Raw genomic sequence first — 16,221 nt, forward strand, 5'->3', positions numbered from 1 at the left:
GCAGGCCAAAGACCAGCTGAAGTCAGGTGGTACCGTGTTCGCCACGTTCTGGTGGTGAAACGGTATGGGGCCGTGGTGCTGTTCGCCTGCGTATACAGCATCACGGAATCTCAACAAGACCTCTCTTCCGGCCTGGAGCTTCTTCGGTCTCGGAAAGGGCACAGCATCGTCGAGTTCATCTACGATGCCGCGAAGCAAGAGATTCCCATTGATGTGATCAAAAAACAGCTCCATGTCGCCTAAGGGGTACCCTGTTTGTCTCTTAGGGCATGGAAATTATTGTAATGAAAAATGCTCATCTACAGTATTTAAAATTATCATTTGTGATATCACCATAGATTGGAATGCTCTCTAAAATATTAATACCATACTCTTTCATCTTCTTAATTTTTAGTGGGTTGTTAGTTAATAAACTCACCGGCTTTTTCCTTAGATATTTTAATACAGTAGCGACTTCTTTATAATCTCCTGTAGATGAGCAAATTCGCTAACATAAATTTACAAACAAATAAAAAAGGAGACATGAACCCGATTCCTTGGTTAGAATCGATGTACCACCAACTACCCACAAGGAGGTTCATGCCTCATGGTTACTACGCCCACCGCTGGACGATCGAATGCGTTTTCCGACAGGCCAAAGACCAGCTGAAGCCAGGTGGTACCGTGTTCGCCACGTTCTGGTGGTGAAACGGTATGGGGCCGTGGTGCTGTTCGCCTGCGTATCCAGCATCGCGGAATCTCAACAAGACATCTCTTCCGGACTGGAGCTTCTTCGCTCTCGGAAAGGACACAGCGTCGTATTGCGCTTCAAAAAAAGCAATGGTACGGCGGATGGAAACTGCACCTTCAATTGACCGATCAAGGTTTGCCAATGGGATATGTGGTGACGGAAGCCTCCTGCCGCGATCGAATCGCAGCCGAAAGCGTGATAATCCAAATTCCTCATCCCTATCACCTCGGGGACAAGGGGTTCATTAGACGCGACTGGCAAAAAAGGCTATACGAAGCATACCCAATGGCGCTTTGGACTCCGTCTCGAAAAAACCAGAACCATCACCCGTCCGGGGCATGGGAGAAGTGGATCCAACCAAAACGTAAAAATGATCGGACGGTGTTCTTGGTTCTGGTTGACCAATACCGGATTACAGAGATTCGAGCGAATTCCATGATCGGATTTGACGTAGCGCTCGACGGCATATGGTTAGCCTATTCACTGGCCACACTCGGGCTAGTTGAGTTCTAATGCTCAACAGCACCACGGGTAAAGTGATAATTTACGATTATCCTTTAACAGAATAGAAAGCATATATACCTAAAGCCATCAATACTAAAAATAGTGATATTACTGAAAGGAGTATAACCATCCATTTTTTTTCAACATTACTCCCCCCAAAAATAGGTTCATCACCGCAACACGCACTTGATAAATGATACACTTGTCTGAACAAGTATATGCCAAAATATTAGTTTGTTAGTTTTTGGAAGCATAAGCTTTTGGTAAAGAAGCAAAAAATATTATTTAGTGTAAAAATATCCGCTCTCTACTCCGTTTTTATTCCCAACAACACCAATATATACATTCCCTAACTGCCCAAGACCTATTGAGCCCAAGCCAATTTTATAGTAAAACATAGCATCTCCATAATATTTTTTATTGCTAACATATCCACTTTCCCACACTTTATCAGTAACAACAGCAGGATTATAATTATGACTGACATAAGCCTTTGTATAAATCACTGAAGTTACTCCATCACTATTGTAATAGTATTTACCTTCAATAACATATTCCGTAACAGGAATCCCAAGAACCCACATTGTCCCTGTATTAGTAACAATCCTATATGCACTACTTGAAGACAGAGAAGAAGCGGTTACATTCATCGAATCAGATGATAATTCAATTTCACTAACCGCAGTTTTAGCCACTTTGGTCCACTTTACTATTTTCCCTACTTAACCTTATTATACCTAAAACTCCTTGTTTCTTGTAAACAAAAAATTCAGGTAATTGCAAAAAAATACATAGGCTTGCCTGCTCCATCAATTTATCTTTCAGTCGAGTGGGAAGGGGGCGGGGCGACTGAACGGCAGAAAGCGCGTACCGCAAGCGGGAGCTCTATCCCGTAAATGCGAGAATGTGGGCGTGATGGACCAAATATCCACCAGCGCTGCCGTCAAGCAGCGATTGTCCCCACCCCCCGATTCATACGCGCCGTAAACGGTTTTGTTCGTCGCATTGGCGTGGAAGACGCGAAGAGAAGGCCTTCTTTCTTGTCGATCTGCACGAGGCAAGACGAAAGGGCTTGATGGAGATTCGCCTCATACCGTCGATCCCAATGACGCGCGATGGCATCGTCGTTGAACCAAGACGGCTCCAGCCCTGGCCGAATCCGCTTCGGCCAATCGATGTCATGCGCCCATTGTTCCCCATGAACAAGCGCTTGCCGGGGTCGCTCAAGATATCCAGAATGATTAGTTTGACGATATCGCTGGCTCGAGTTTGGCATTGTGGAGCCACGGGAACGAGATGATCCATCAACTGAGGAAGGTTAAGATCTTTGAACAGGATACTTATTCTAAATGACAACCACCATAAATGGCACGGATTTGAATGCTCATGGTGTAGAAACTTCTTTGCTTTCCTTGGATGTGAAGGATCCATTCGACAATGGAAACAAAAAATCCTCCCAATTTTTGTCGCAAGGGTGCGAAATGTGAGGTTTGAAGTGCCAAAGAGTGCGGAGCAGCTGATCATGGTGATTCGTCATGACTGGCTGCCGGGCTCCATTGTCGTACAGGTGAAATAACGCGCGGGAACGAATAGAGCCCGCCGCTCCCCGTAGCGGCGGGATGGTTTATGCTACGAATCGACGCCGGGGCCCGAACGTTGAAAAAAGTCTCAGCCGAGATGTGGCGGATTTACTCGCGCAACCGCTTCTCGGAATCGTTTCTCAAGTAGAAACATTACCATATCAAGACAATCATGGCTATAGGGACATTCTTTGTTTACGGCTGTTTCGCCGCGTGTTCTTTTTGCCGCTGTTTCATGGCGCGGACGAGCTCTTCGTCCGGTGTGACGTAGAGCGTTTGTTCGTTTTCGTAAATGACAAACCCTGGCTTGGCGCCGCTCGGTTTTTTCACGTAGCGGACGCGCGTGTAATCGACCGGCACGGAGCCGGAGTGGCGGGCTTTGCTGAAGTAGGCGGCCAGGTTCGCCGCTTCCAAGAGCGTCCCGTCAGACGGCTGCTTGCTCCGGATGACGACGTGCGAGCCGGGAATGTTTTTCACATGCAGCCAAACCTCGTCCTTATGGGCGAGTTTGGTCGTGAGATAGTCGTTTTGTTTATTGTTTTTGCCGACCACTATTTCCGTGCCGTCGCTGGCGATGTAGCGGTCCAGCTCGGGCACGGTTGGTTTGCGCTTTTTCGCTCCTTTCGCCGTGCGCGGGCGCAAGTAGCCTTGTTCAATGAGCTCGTCGCGGATTTCCTCGACATCTTTCGGCGAGGCGGTTTCGAGCTGGCTTAAAATCGTGTCGCAATAGGCGATGTCTTCTTTCGTCCGCTCGATTTGTTCTTGCACGACGGCGAGCGAGTTTTTCGCTTTTTGGTATTTTTGGAAGTACTGTTGCGCGTTCTCCGACGGCGATTTTTGCGGGTCGAGCGGAATCGTGACCGTGCCGCCGTTTTCATCATAGTAGTTGGTGACTTCGATTTCCGTCATGCCGCGCTTGATGGCGTACAAATGGGCGGTGAGCAGCTCCCCGTACAGTCGGTAAACGTCGGCTTTTTTGGCTTCTTCGAGCGTCTGTTCGAGCTTGAGGAGCTTTTTTTCGTTTTTCGCTTTTTCGTTCGCCATGAGCCGCTCGATGTCATGCGCTTGCTGCTTGACGCGGTCGCGCTCGGCTTTGCCGAAGTAAAAGCGGTCGAGCAGCTCGCTGGCGCTCGCAAACGGTTGGCCTTCGATTTTTATGTGCGTAAGCGGCAACACGTAAAACCATTCTTTTTCCCCGTTCGTGTACATCATCGGGGCAAAGCGGCGGTGCCGGACGTCATCGATGAGCGCGAGGAAGCTTTTCGGCAGCGTCGCCCGGTTGGCGAGCCCGGCGCGGAAGACGACCTCGTTGGCGAACAGCGGTGAAAGGCCGCTGAAGGCGGAAACGAGCTGATGGGCGAGCTTGCCGGCGTGAAAATCCAGTTTTTTCAGCACCGTTTCTTCCGTCGCCTCAAGCGGGTTCAGCTTGCCGTGCGTCGGCGGGGCGACGTACGGGTGCCCCGGGAGCACCGTCCGGTAGCGGTTGACGGACGGCGGCAAATGTTTCAAGCTGTCGATGATCGTGTTGGTCGATGCCTCAACGAGGATGATGTTGCTATGGCGACCCATCACTTCGATGATGAGCCGCTTTGTTTGCACGTCGCCGAGTTCGTCGCGTCCCTTTGTGTCGATCGTGATGATGCGGTCAAAATCGACTTGGCGGACCGTTTCGATGATGCTTCCTTCCAACTGTTTGCGCAGCCGCATGCAAAACATCGGCGGCTCGGGCGGGTTGTCGTACGTTTCGTTTGTCAAATGGACGCGTGCGTACGTCGGATGCGCCGACAGCATCACTTTATGGTTACGGCCGCGGGCGCGCACGAGCATGACGATCTCATGCGCCGACGGCTGGTGAATTTTTGTGATCCGCCCGCCCGCAAGCGCCTCTTCGAGTTCCCCGACAATAACGTACGTAAACACTCCGTCAAACGACATGGAAAACACCTTTCTATTTGTTTCGTTACTACTTCGATCTTACCATAGATCCGCTCTGTTGAACATTTTTGCGAACATTTCGGGGGATGAAGGGCGATGTTCATCCAAACGGTTATATAAAAAGGAAATGCGCGGCAAAGCGATTTCAGTCGTTTGTTTATGCCGCCCAATCGATCATTTTTTTGGACAGGAGTGAATAAGCATAGAAAAGCGGAAACAGTGCGCTGAAAAGACGGAGAGATGGAGGGGAGACTAATGCAGTGGCATACGCTCGCGGCCAGCGATGTCGCGCACGAAACGAAGACGAACGTCAAGACCGGGCTTACCGCAGCCGAGGCGGAAAAGCGGCTGCGGCAGTTCGGGTACAATGAGCTGGCGGAAGGGAAGAAGGAGTCAGCCATCGTCGTCTTTTTTCGCCAGTTTCAAGATTTTATGGTGTTGGTGCTGCTGTTGGCAACGGTGATTTCGGCGCTTTTGGGCGAGTACGTCGATGCGGTGGCGATTGTCGTCATCGTGATCATGAACGCCATCCTCGGGTTTATTCAAGAGCGGCGGGCGGAAAAGTCGCTCGCTGCTTTAAAACGGTTGTCGGCGCCGCAAGCGGTGGTGCTGCGCGGCGGGGAGTGGGTGAAAGTCCCGGCGCGCGAGCTTGTTGTCGGCGATGTGGTGCGGCTGGCAAGCGGCGACCGGGTCGGGGCCGACGTCCGTTTGATTGAGGCGGCCGGCTTGGAAATTGAGGAGTCGGCGCTGACGGGCGAATCGGTGCCGGTGGCCAAATCGGCTGCCCCTCTGCGCACCGCCCAGGCGTCGTTAGGTGATTTGCACAATATGGCGTTTATGGGGACGCTGGTGACAAGAGGGAATGGGATCGGGATTGTCATCGCCACGGGGATGAAAACGGCGATGGGGCAAATCGCGACGATGCTTGAAGAGGCGGATGCGGGAGCAACCCCGCTTCAGCGCCGGCTCGAGCAGCTTGGGAAAATTTTGCTGGTCGTCGCCTTAGCGCTGACGGCCATGGTGGTGGCCGTCGGGGTCGCTCAAGGACACGACGTATATGAAATGTTTTTGGCCGGCGTATCGCTCGCTGTTGCCGCTATTCCGGAAGGGTTGCCGGCCATTGTGACGGTCGTCTTGGCGCTTGGCGTGCAGCGGATGATCAAACGAAACGCCATCGTCCGCAAGCTTCCGGCGGTGGAAACGCTCGGCTGCGCTTCGGTCATTTGTTCCGACAAAACGGGGACGATGACGGAAAACATGATGACTGTCACGCAAGTATGGGCAGGCGGACGGACATTTGCGGTCAGCGGCGTTGGCTTTGACATGGCCGGCGAGTTTTCCGAACGGGGCCGGGCGGTGGATCCAACCCGCGTTCCCGAGATCGCCCGCCTATTGACGATGGCGGTGCTTTGCAATCGTTCGGAGTTGAAAGAGGAAAACGGGCGGCGCTATGTCGACGGCGATCCGACCGAAGGGGCGCTGCTCGTCGCGGCGGCGAAAGCGGGATTGACGAAAGGGACGGTTTGGCGCGAGTATACGGTCGAGCAGGAGTTTCCGTTTGATTCGGAGCGAAAAATGATGACGGTGATCGTTCGCGACCGAAACGGCCGCCGATTGGTCGTGACAAAAGGGGCGCCCGATGTGCTGCTTGAGCGGGCGGACCGCCTTGAATGGAACGGCCGCGAACAGGTGCTGACGCCGGCTTGGAAAGAGACGATTGAGAAGGCGATTCGGCAGATGGCGTCTTCCGCCTTGCGCACGATTGCCGTCGCGTACCGGCCGCTTGCGGAGACAGAACGGATCGGGTCGGAGAAGGAGGCGGAAACAAAGCTGCGGTTCCTCGGCGTCGCCGGCATGATCGATCCGCCGCGGCCTGAGGTGAAGCAAGCGGTGGCGCGCTGCAAAGAAGCGGGCATGAAAACGGTGATGATCACCGGTGACCACGTGTTGACCGCCACCGCCATCGCCAAACAGCTGGGCGTGCTCCCGCCCGGCGGCCAAGTGATGGACGGGGCGACGCTTTCGAAGTTATCGGTCGATGAGTTGGAACGCGCCGTCGATGACATTTACGTGTTCGCCCGCGTTGCTCCGGAGCATAAGCTGAAAATCGTCAACGCTCTCAAACGGCGCGGCCATATCGTCGCGATGACCGGGGACGGGGTAAACGATGCGCCTGCGCTGAAAGCAGCCGATATTGGCGTCGCCATGGGCCGATCGGGGACAGAAGTGGCGAAAGAGGCGGCGTCGCTCGTTTTGTTGGATGACAACTTTGCGACGATTGAGGCTGCGATTGAAGAAGGGCGCAACATTTACGAAAACATTCGCAAGTTTATCCGTTACTTGCTCGCCTCGAACGTCGGGGAAATTCTTGTCATGTTGTTTGCGATGTTGCTGGCGTTGCCGCTGCCGCTCGTGCCGATTCAAATTTTGTGGGTCAATCTTGTCACCGACGGTTTACCAGCGATGGCGCTCGGGCTCGACCGGCCGGAAGAAAACGTGATGAAGCGGCCGCCGCGCCGCCCCGATGAAGGGGTGTTCGCGCGTGGGCTCGGCTGGAAAATCATAAGCCGCGGCGTTTTGATCGGCGCGGTGACGTTGGCCGCGTTTTTGACGGCCTATGAACGGAGCGGCGAGGATCTCGTTTACGCCCAGACGGCGGCGTTTGCGACGTTGGTGCTGGCGCAGCTCATCCATGTGTTTGACTGCCGCTGCGATCGTTCGATTTTTGACCGCAGTCCATTCGGGAACATGTATCTTGTCGCAGCGGTGGCCGTGTCGCTTGCCTTGCTGTTGGTTGTCATCTACTATCCGCCGCTCGCTGCGGTGTTCCATACGAAGCCGCTCGCCGCGGTCGATTGGCTGCTCATCGTCGGTCTGTCCGCCTTGCCGACATTTTTGTTTGCTGGCTCGTTTCGGGCGAGAAAATAAAACGTGATTATGGTATAATGAAAAAGGTGATAGAGGCAAGCTCTATGACCTTTTCTTTTTCATCATGACAGCAACGGATGTGATGGCATGGTTTACAGCATGACAGGTTTTGGGGCGAGCACGAAAAAAACAGACCGTTTGACGGTGGCGGTGGAAATGAAATCCGTCAACCATCGGTTTTGCGAAATTTCCATCCGCCTCCCTAGACAATGGCTCGTGTTTGAGGATAAAATAAAAAAAGCAATTTCATCGTACGTGCGGCGCGGAAAAGTGGAAGTGTTCGTCACGATCGCCGGCGACGGGCTGGTCAAGCGGCGCATACATATCGATTGGGAGCTGCTTTCGCAGTATCGCGCCGGCTGCGAAGAGGCAGCAAGGCGGTTCGCTCTAGACGGCGGCGTGACGGCAGCCGATCTGTTTCGGTTGGACGGAGTCGTGGAAGTGATGGAAGAGGAAAGCGGCAATGAAGAGGTTGAGCCGCTGCTGTTGGCAGCGGTCGATGAGGCGGCCAAGGCGCTTGCCGCTATGCGCCGGCGCGAAGGGGAGGCGCTCGCTGCCGATTTGCGGGAGCGTTTCCGAGAAATTGAAGCGAGCGTTGTCGCCATTGAGCAGCGCGCGCCGCTTGTCGCTGAACAATATCGCGAGCGGCTTGAGCGCCGCCTGCGCGAATGGGCGCCTGCTCCGATCGATGAAGCGCGCTTGCTCGCCGAAGTGGCGCTGTTTGCCGAAAAGGCGGATATTCATGAGGAGTTGAAACGCATTCGCAGCCATTTGGCGCAAATGGCGGACGCCTTAGAAATGGACGAACCGGTTGGGCGGAAGCTCGATTTTTTGGTGCAGGAGCTGAACCGGGAAGTGAACACGATCGGCGCCAAGGCGAACGACAGCTTCATTGCCGCGCAAGCCGTCGAAATCAAAAGCGCGCTGGAGAAAATGCGCGAGCAAGTGCAGAACATCGAATAACCGTTTAAACGGGCTTGCCGGCGGCAACAATAGGAAAGATGGCAGGTGGGCGTGTCATGGTCAAATTTATTAATATCGGGTATGGAAACATGGTGTCGGCCGCCCGCATCATTACGATTGTCAGCCCCGATTCGGCGCCGATTAAGCGGATCATTCAGGATGCGCGGGAAAACGGCAAGCTCGTTGACGCGACGCATGGGCGGAGGACGCGCGCCGTCATCATCATGGACAGCGATCACGTCATTTTGTCGTCCGTGCAGCCGGAAACGGTGGCGAATCGTTTATACGGAAGCGATGATTTTTCCGAGGAAGGGCAGGGTTTGGGACGTTGAAAAACGAACGGGGACTATTGATCGTCATGTCAGGGCCGTCCGGCGTCGGCAAAGGAACGGTGCGCAAAGCGCTGTTTTCGCGGCCGGACATCAGTCTTCATTATTCGGTGTCGGTCACGACGCGTAAGCCGCGCGAAGGCGAAGTGGAAGGGGTCGACTACTTCTTCCGCACGCGCGAGCAGTTTGAACAAATGATCCGCGAAAACAAGCTGCTCGAGTGGGCGGAATACGTCGGCAACTACTATGGCACGCCGATCGACTACGTGGAGAAAACGCTCGCCGAAGGGAAAGACGTGTTTTTGGAGATCGAAGTGCAAGGGGCGATGAAAGTGCGGCGGGCGTTTCCGGAAGCGCTCTTCATTTTCCTCGCGCCGCCAAGCCTCAAGGAGCTTGAGAAGCGGATCGTCGGGCGCGGCACCGAATCGAAAGAGCTGATTGAAAACCGGCTGCGGGCGGCGAGGGAGGAGCTAGAAATGATGGACGAGTATGACTACGTCGTGGAGAACGATGAAGTGGAGCTCGCCTGCGACCGGATCAAGGCGATCGTCATCGCCGAGCATTGTCGGCGTGAGCGCGTCGCCAAACGCTATAAACGAATGTTGGAGGTGGAATGACGATGTTGTACCCTTCCATCGATTTGCTGATGCAAAAAGTCGATTCAAAGTATAAGCTCGTCACCGTGGTGGCCAAGCGGGCGCGCGAGCTTCAAGACGGCGCGGAGCTGACGGTGAAAAAGCCGGTGTCGAAAAAATTCGTCGGCCAAGCGCTTGAAGAGATCGCCAGCGACAAGGTCGAATTAGTGGAAGAAAAATAACAACCTAGCTGTTAGGTTGTTATTTTTTTAAGATGGAGAGGTGGCCGAGATGATTAGGGGAAAACATATTTTGTTATGCGTCACCGGAGGGGTCGCGGCCTATAAGGCGGCGGTGCTCACCAGCCAGCTCACCCAGCGCGGCGCCGAAGTGAAAGTGATCATGACCGAAGGGGCGTGCCAATTCATTACGCCGCTGACGTTTCAAGCATTGTCGCGTCAAGAAGTGTATGTCGACACGTTCACGGAAAACAATCCGGCCGTTATCGCTCATATCGATTTGGCCGATTGGGCCGACCTCGTTCTCGTCGCTCCGGCGACGGCCAATACGATCGCCAAGCTGGCTGCCGGCCTCGCTGACAATATGGTGACGACGACGATTTTGGCGACGAAAGCGCCCGTCTGGATCGCTCCGGCGATGAACGTCCATATGTACGAGCATCCGGCCGTCCAAGCCAACATCGAGCGGCTCTACCAATTCGGCTACCGGTTTATCGAGCCGTCGGAAGGCTATTTGGCGTGCGGCTATATCGGCAAAGGGCGGCTGGAGGAGCCGGAGAAAATCATCGCCCATATCGAGCGGTTTTTCGCTGATGATCCGCCGCTGTTTCGCGGTCGGCGCATCCTTGTCACCGCTGGGCCGACAAGGGAGCGGCTTGATCCGGTCCGCTATTTTTCCAATTATTCGAGCGGCAAAATGGGCTATGCCATCGCTGAAGCGGCGGCTCGCTTTGGCGCCTCGGTGACGCTTGTTTCAGGTCCGACGGCGCTTTCTGCGCCGGATGGCGTCGAGACGGTGATGGTCGAATCGGCGGAAGAAATGTATGAAGCCGTGTCGTCCCGCTTTGCCGATACGGACATTGTGATCAAAGCGGCGGCGGTCGCCGATTATCGGCCCAAATATGTGGCGGCCTCCAAAATCAAAAAGCAGCCAGGGGACTATGTGGTCGAGATGGAGCGGACCGTGGACATCTTGAAAGCGCTTGGTGAGCGAAAAACAAGCCAGATTTTAGTCGGTTTCGCCGCCGAGACGGACCATCTTGAACAGTACGCGCGAAAAAAGCTGGAAGAAAAGCGGCTTGACTTGGTCGTCGCCAACGATGTCACCGAAGAGGGAGCGGGGTTTGCCGGCGATACGAACATCGTCACCATTTTCCGCCGTGACGGCGCCGTCCGCCGGTTGCCTCTACTGTCCAAGCGTGAGGCGGCGGTGGAAATTTTAAAAGAAATTCATGCCTATATCGAGGGGATTCAATGAAAGTGGCATCGGTCATTGTCGACGTTCCGACACGGCAGACGGACCGTCCGTTTGACTACTTGATTCCTGAACGCTGGCGCGGCGTGATTCAGCCGGGCATGCGGGTGACGGTGCCGTTTGGGGCGCGGCGATTGCAAGGGTTTGTTGTGGACGTAAAAGATCATTCTGAGATCGAGTCATTGAAGGCGATTGAAGAGGTGCTTGATGTCGTGCCGGTGTTAAACGGCGAGCTGCTTGATCTTGGCCGCCATTTGACGGAAACGACGCTTTGTTTTGCCATCTCCGCCTATCAGGCGATGCTGCCGGCGGCGATGCGAGCGAAATATGAGAAGGTGCTCCGTTTGGCAGAAGAGGAGAGACGGGGCGAGCTTCCCGATGAGTTGAAGTCGCTGGTTGCCGGAAGGACGGAAGTGGCGTGGAACGAGGTTGAGGCCGCCGGTTTATGGCGCGCGGCGCAAAAAGCGGTGCAACAAGGCGTGCTCGAAGCCGTTTACAACGTGAAAGACAAAGCGGGGAAGAAAACGGTGAAGTCCGCCGCTCTTGCCGTTTCGGCCGAACAGGCGGAACAGGCGCTTCATTCGCTGCCGGCGCGGCAAAAGGAAGTGGTGTCGTTTTTGCTCAAGCGGGGGGAAGCGGTCCCCATTGCCAAACTGCAAGCAACACTCGGCATTTCCTCTGCCCCGCTGAAGGCGCTTGTGGAGAAAGGATTGGCTGTTGTTCGCGATGTCGAAGTGTATCGCGATCCGTATGCGCATCGCACGTTTCAGCCGAGCGAGCCGCTGGCGCTCACCCCAGCGCAGGCGCAAGCGTTGGTGAAGATCACCGCTTCAGTGCGCGCCGGGGAACATCGCACGTTTTTGCTTTACGGCGTCACCGGCAGCGGAAAGACGGAAGTGTATATGCAGGCGATCGAGGAAGTGTTGCGCCAAGGAAAAGAGGCGATCGTGCTCGTGCCGGAAATTTCGCTGACGCCGCAAATGGTTGAGCGCTTCAAAAGCCGGTTCGGCCCGAAAGTAGCGGTGCTTCACAGCGGCTTGTCGGTCGGCGAAAAATATGACGAATGGCGGAAAATTCATCGCAAAGAGGTGCAGCTTGTCGTCGGCGCGCGCTCGGCGGTGTTCGCCCCGTTTGAAAACTTAGGGATGATCATTATCGATGAGGAGCATGAGACGAGCTACAAGCAAGAGGAGATGCCGCGCTACCATGCCCGCGATGTCGCCATTTACCGCGCTCGCCGCCACGGCTGTCCGGTCGTGCTCGGCAGCGCCACCCCGTCGCTCGAGACGTTCGCTCGCGCCGCCAAAGGAGTGTATGAGCTGCTCGAACTGCCGGAGCGGGTGGCCGACCGCGCTTTGCCGGACGTTCATGTGGTCGATATGCGCGAGGAGCTGCGCAGCGGCAATCGCTCGATGTTTTCGCGCCGGCTGCTTGATGAGTTGCGCCTTCGGCTGGATCGTGGGGAGCAGGCGGTATTGTTTTTAAACCGGCGCGGCTATTCGACGTTTGTCATGTGCCGCAGCTGCGGCTATGTCGTCCGTTGTCCGCATTGCGACATTTCGCTGACGTATCATCGCGCCGGAGAGCGGATGAAATGCCATTATTGCGGCCATGAAGAGCCGCTTGTCCCTCGCTGTCCGTCGTGCGGAGGGGAGCATCTCCGCTTTTTCGGCACCGGCACGCAAAAGGTGGAAGAAGAGTTGGCGAAGTTGTTGCCAAAGGCGCGCGTCATCCGGATGGACGTCGATACGACCGGGCGGAAAGGGGCGCATGAGGAGCTGTTGTCCCGCTTTGCCGCGAAAGAAGCCGATATTTTGCTCGGCACGCAAATGATCGCCAAAGGGCTTGATTTTCCTGACGTGACGCTCGTTGGCGTGCTCGCCGCCGATACGATGCTTCATCTGCCCGATTTCCGGGCTGCGGAGAAAACGTTCCAGCTGCTGACGCAAGTGAGCGGGCGCGCCGGACGGCACGAGCTGCCCGGCCAAGTCGTGATTCAAACGTACACGCCGGATCACTACAGCATTCAATTGGCCGCCCGCCATGACTACCGTTCGTTTTATCGGCGCGAGATGGCGCTGCGCAAAGCCCACGGCTATCCGCCTTATTACTATTTGACGCTCATCACGGCCGCTCATCAAGAAGCGCCGGCCGCGGCCAAAGCGGCGGAGAAAATCGCCGGCTATTTGCGCAAGCAGCTGTCGAACGAAGCGATCATTCTCGGACCGGTCGCTTCGCCGCTCGCCCGCCTTCACGATCGATATCGCTACCAATGCATGATAAAATACAAGCGGGAACCGAATTTGTCAGCTGCGCTCAAAGCGGTGATCGACCGTTATCAGACGGATGCCGCCCATGGCGGCGTCACCATCACCGTCGATATGAACCCTTACATGATGATGTGAACAATGGAGGAATGGCGTTGTCGATTTTGCCGATTGTGACGTATCCGAATCCGATTTTAGAACAGCCGTGCGCGCCGGTGACCGCCTTTGATCGCCAGCTCGGTCGGCTGCTTGACGATATGTATGAGACGATGCTGGCTGCAGACGGGGTTGGCCTAGCCGCCCCGCAAGTCGGCATCGCCAAACGGGTGGCCGTCGTCGATGTCGGCGATGAGCACGGCCGGATTGAGCTCATCAATCCGGTCATTGTCGAGGCGCGCGGCGAACAAGTGGATGTCGAAGGCTGCTTGAGCTTTCCAGGGCTGTTTGGCGAAGTGCCGCGCGCCGAGTACGTGAACGTGCGGGCGCAAAACCGGCGCGGTCGCCTGTTTACTGTCTCCGCGACCGGCTTTTTGGCGCGCGCGCTTCAGCATGAAATCGACCATTTGCACGGCGTGCTGTTTACCTCAAAAGTGATCCGTTACTGCGATCTTGAAGAATTGGAAGGATAGATGCCAATGACGAACATTGTCTTTATGGGAACGCCTGACTTTGCCGTGCCGATTTTGCGGCAGCTGCTTGATGACGGGTATCGGGTGGCAGCTGTTGTCACCCAGCCGGACAAGCCGAAAGGGCGAAAGCGCGAGCTCGTTCCGCCACCGGTCAAGGTAGAAGCAGAGAAGCACGGTATTCCGGTGTTGCAGCCGACGAAAATTCGCGACCCGGAACAATACGAACAAGTGCTGGCGTTCGCGCCTGACTTGATCGTGACGGCGGCGTTTGGGCAAATTTTGCCGAAAGCGCTGCTCGATGCGCCCAAATACGGCTGCATCAACGTTCACGCCTCGCTTCTTCCCGAGCTGCGCGGGGGAGCGCCGATCCATTACGCCATTTGGCAGGGAAAAACGAAAACGGGCGTCACGATCATGTACATGGTCGAGCGGCTCGATGCCGGCGACATGCTGGCGCAAGTGGAGGTGCCGATTGCAGAAACCGATACCGTCGGCACGCTTCATGATAAATTGAGCGCCGCCGGGGCGAAACTATTATCAGAAACGCTTCCGCTTTTGCTCGAAGGTGCCGTCACGCCCGTTCCGCAAGACGAAGAGAAGGCGACTTATGCCCCGAATATCCGGCGCGAACAAGAGCGGATTGACTGGACGCAGCCGGGCGAGGCCATTTACAACCATATCCGCGCCTTCTGCCCGTGGCCGGTCACGTATACGACCTACGGCGGGAACGTCTGGAAAATTTGGTGGGGGGAAAAAGTGCCGGCGCCAAGCCTAGCGCCGCCGGGGACGATGGTGGCGCTGGAGGACGATGGCATCGTCGTTGCGACCGGCAATGAGACGGCCATTAAAATTACTGAATTGCAGCCGGCCGGCAAAAAGCGGATGGCCGCCGGCGAGTTTTTGCGCGGCGCCGGCAGCCGGCTGGCGGTCGGCATGAAGCTAGGAGAGGACAATGAACGTACGTGAACTTGCTTTAGATACGCTGTTAGCTATCGAACAAAACGGAGCTTACAGCCATTTGCAGCTGAATGACGCCATCCGGAAAGGGCGCCTTGACGGGCGCGATGCGGCGCTGCTGACGGAAATCGTCTACGGCACGGTGCAGCGGCGCGACACGCTCGACTATTATTTGACGCCGTTTTTGCGCAAGGCGCGCCGTCTTGAGCCATGGGTGCGGGTGCTTCTTCGCCTGACCTTGTACCAAATGGTCTATTTGGACCGCGTTCCGGATCGCGCCGCCATTTTTGAAGCGGTGGAAATCGCCAAGCGGCGCGGCCATCGCGGCATCGCTTCGCTCGTGAACGGCGTTTTGCGCGCCATCGGCCGCGAGGGGCTGCCGTCGCTTGATGCGATTCACGATCCCGGAAAGCGGCTCGCCGTCGCGACGAGCCATCCGGAGTGGCTCGTCCGGCGCTGGATCGAACAATACGGCTTTGATGAGGCGGCGCGCATGTGCGAGACGAATTTGCGCCCGCCGCAATCGACCGCCCGCGTCAACCGGTTGAAGGCAACGGTAGAGGAGGCGCTTGAGCGGCTTGACAGCGAAGGAGTGAAGGCCGTTCAAGGTCAACTCGCCCCGGAAGCCATTCGCGCGGAAAAAGGGAATTTAGCCCATACGGAGGCGTTTCGCGCCGGCTGGCTGACGATTCAAGATGAAAGCTCGATGCTTGTCGCCCGAGCGCTCGATCCGGCCCCCGGCGAGCGAGTGCTCGACTGCTGCGCGGCGCCGGGCGGGAAAACGACCCATATCGCCGAACGGATGGACGGCCGCGGCGAAGTGGTCGCCGTCGACATTCACGAGCATAAAGTGAAGCTCATTGAGCAGCAGGCGCAACGGCTCGGCCTTGACAATATCACGGCGCTCGCTCTTGACAGCCGTCGGCTCGGCGAGCGGTTCGCTCCCGAGTCGTTTGACCGCATTTTAGTCGATGCGCCGTGCACCGGATTCGGCGTCATCCGCCGCAAGCCGGAAATCAAGTATACGAAAGGGAAAGACGATGTCGCGGCGCTTGTCGACATTCAGCAAGCCATTTTGCGGGCCGCCGCTCCGCTGTTGAAAAAAGGGGGCGCGCTTGTCTACAGCACATGCACGGTCGAGCGCGAGGAAAACGAAGACGCGATCACCCGTTTTTTGGCCGACCATCCGGACTTTTTCCTTGATGCTGGCCTCCTCGAACGGCTGCCCGAACCGGTGCGGCCGCATGGGAAAGGCGGCATGCTTCAGTTGCTGCCGCATCATTTTGATTCTGACGGGTTTTTTATCGCCCGGTTACGAAAGAAGGTGTAA

13 protein-coding genes and 4 pseudogenes are annotated in these 16,221 nt (G+C 55.8%); 13 read left to right on the top strand and 4 right to left on the bottom strand.

Features of this window, described 5'->3' with window-relative positions:
- Nucleotides 1-243 (top strand): annotated as a pseudogene (locus B4113_RS17180) (IS701 family transposase); the annotation flags it as partial.
- Nucleotides 244-295: 52 nt separating this feature from the next.
- Here B4113_RS17180 and B4113_RS21315 read toward each other — a convergent pair.
- The gene (locus B4113_RS21315; RefSeq protein ID WP_081897194.1) at nt 296-484 is read right to left on the bottom strand and encodes a hypothetical protein; all 189 of its coding nucleotides are present in this window, start codon (nt 482-484) and stop codon (nt 296-298) included.
- A 107-nt stretch (nt 485-591) separates the two neighbouring features.
- On the opposite strand from B4113_RS21315, the pseudogene B4113_RS20865 reads away from it, so the two are divergent.
- Nucleotides 592-800 (top strand): annotated as a pseudogene (locus tag B4113_RS20865) (IS701 family transposase); the annotation flags it as partial.
- Nucleotides 799-1,243, top strand: a pseudogene (locus B4113_RS17185) (transposase); the annotation flags it as partial. The pseudogenes B4113_RS20865 and B4113_RS17185, both read left to right, overlap by 2 nt.
- A gap of 272 nt (nt 1,244-1,515) precedes the next feature.
- On the opposite strand, the gene B4113_RS19760 reads toward B4113_RS17185, so the two are convergent.
- The 3 genes and pseudogenes from B4113_RS19760 to B4113_RS17200 form a co-directional block, all read right to left on the bottom strand.
- A complete protein-coding gene (locus tag B4113_RS19760) occupies nt 1,516-1,929 on the bottom strand; it encodes a hypothetical protein (RefSeq protein WP_153017178.1) in 414 nt (137 codons plus the stop codon).
- A gap of 273 nt (nt 1,930-2,202) precedes the next feature.
- A pseudogene (locus tag B4113_RS19235) lies at nt 2,203-2,539 on the bottom strand (DUF4277 domain-containing protein); the annotation flags it as partial.
- Nucleotides 2,540-3,009: 470 nt separating this feature from the next.
- Nucleotides 3,010-4,749 carry an NFACT RNA binding domain-containing protein gene (locus B4113_RS17200; protein ID WP_061912698.1) on the bottom strand — a complete coding sequence of 580 codons (1,740 nt, stop codon included), beginning with the start codon at nt 4,747-4,749 and terminating at the stop codon, nt 3,010-3,012.
- A 255-nt stretch (nt 4,750-5,004) separates the two neighbouring features.
- On the opposite strand from B4113_RS17200, the gene B4113_RS17205 reads away from it, so the two are divergent.
- From B4113_RS17205 to rsmB, 10 genes are all read left to right on the top strand, one after another.
- Entirely contained in the window at nt 5,005-7,677 is a 2,673-nt protein-coding gene (locus tag B4113_RS17205) for a calcium-translocating P-type ATPase, SERCA-type (protein WP_061912699.1), read from the top strand.
- An 87-nt stretch (nt 7,678-7,764) separates the two neighbouring features.
- Nucleotides 7,765-8,640 (top strand): YicC/YloC family endoribonuclease, encoded by an 876-nt coding sequence (locus B4113_RS17210; RefSeq protein WP_061912700.1) that lies wholly within the window; start codon nt 7,765-7,767, stop codon nt 8,638-8,640.
- A 38-nt stretch (nt 8,641-8,678) separates the two neighbouring features.
- On the top strand, nt 8,679-8,972 hold the full coding sequence (remA, locus tag B4113_RS17215) for an extracellular matrix/biofilm regulator RemA (protein WP_033017959.1): 294 nt from the start codon (nt 8,679-8,681) through the stop codon (nt 8,970-8,972).
- Complete coding sequence (gene gmk / locus B4113_RS17220; protein WP_061912701.1) at nt 8,969-9,586, top strand: guanylate kinase; 618 nt, start codon at nt 8,969-8,971, stop codon at nt 9,584-9,586. The genes remA and gmk overlap by 4 nt, the downstream gene beginning before the upstream one ends.
- Nucleotides 9,587-9,588: 2 nt before the next feature.
- Nucleotides 9,589-9,786 carry a DNA-directed RNA polymerase subunit omega gene (gene rpoZ / locus B4113_RS17225; RefSeq protein ID WP_033017962.1) on the top strand — a complete coding sequence of 66 codons (198 nt, stop codon included), beginning with the start codon at nt 9,589-9,591 and terminating at the stop codon, nt 9,784-9,786.
- 49 nt (nt 9,787-9,835) lie between these two features.
- On the top strand, nt 9,836-11,041 hold the full coding sequence (coaBC, locus tag B4113_RS17230) for a bifunctional phosphopantothenoylcysteine decarboxylase/phosphopantothenate--cysteine ligase CoaBC (RefSeq protein WP_061912702.1): 1,206 nt from the start codon (nt 9,836-9,838) through the stop codon (nt 11,039-11,041).
- Nucleotides 11,038-13,443: a primosomal protein N' gene (priA, locus tag B4113_RS17235; RefSeq protein WP_061912703.1), complete on the top strand. Its 2,406-nt coding sequence runs from the start codon at nt 11,038-11,040 to the stop codon at nt 13,441-13,443. The genes coaBC and priA overlap by 4 nt, the downstream gene beginning before the upstream one ends.
- Before the next feature lie 17 nt (nt 13,444-13,460).
- On the top strand, nt 13,461-13,934 hold the full coding sequence (gene def / locus B4113_RS17240) for a peptide deformylase (protein WP_061912746.1): 474 nt from the start codon (nt 13,461-13,463) through the stop codon (nt 13,932-13,934).
- Between the two features lie 6 nt (nt 13,935-13,940).
- Nucleotides 13,941-14,900 (top strand): methionyl-tRNA formyltransferase, encoded by a 960-nt coding sequence (gene fmt, locus B4113_RS17245; RefSeq protein ID WP_061912704.1) that lies wholly within the window; start codon nt 13,941-13,943, stop codon nt 14,898-14,900.
- Nucleotides 14,887-16,221 (top strand): 16S rRNA (cytosine(967)-C(5))-methyltransferase RsmB, encoded by a 1,335-nt coding sequence (gene rsmB / locus B4113_RS17250; protein WP_061912705.1) that lies wholly within the window; start codon nt 14,887-14,889, stop codon nt 16,219-16,221. Before fmt ends, rsmB begins: the two co-directional genes overlap by 14 nt.

Origin of the sequence: Geobacillus sp. B4113_201601, assembly GCF_001587475.1 — a bacterium.
GTDB classification, from domain to species: Bacteria; Bacillota; Bacilli; order Bacillales; family Anoxybacillaceae; genus Geobacillus; species Geobacillus icigianus.

Excerpts from the sequence above, each read along its gene's own strand:
- B4113_RS17200 (WP_061912698.1), bottom strand. The coding sequence starts at position 4,749 with ATGTCGTTTGACGGAGTGTTTACGTACGTTATTGTCGGGGAACTCGAA.
- B4113_RS17205 (WP_061912699.1), top strand. The coding sequence starts at position 5,005 with ATGCAGTGGCATACGCTCGCGGCCAGCGATGTCGCGCACGAAACGAAG.
- B4113_RS17210 (WP_061912700.1), top strand. The coding sequence starts at position 7,765 with ATGGTTTACAGCATGACAGGTTTTGGGGCGAGCACGAAAAAAACAGAC.
- remA (WP_033017959.1), top strand. The coding sequence starts at position 8,679 with ATGGCAGGTGGGCGTGTCATGGTCAAATTTATTAATATCGGGTATGGA.
- rpoZ (WP_033017962.1), top strand. The coding sequence starts at position 9,589 with ATGTTGTACCCTTCCATCGATTTGCTGATGCAAAAAGTCGATTCAAAG.
- coaBC (WP_061912702.1), top strand. The coding sequence starts at position 9,836 with ATGATTAGGGGAAAACATATTTTGTTATGCGTCACCGGAGGGGTCGCG.
- priA (WP_061912703.1), top strand. The coding sequence starts at position 11,038 with ATGAAAGTGGCATCGGTCATTGTCGACGTTCCGACACGGCAGACGGAC.
- fmt (WP_061912704.1), top strand. The coding sequence starts at position 13,941 with ATGACGAACATTGTCTTTATGGGAACGCCTGACTTTGCCGTGCCGATT.
- rsmB (WP_061912705.1), top strand. The coding sequence starts at position 14,887 with ATGAACGTACGTGAACTTGCTTTAGATACGCTGTTAGCTATCGAACAA.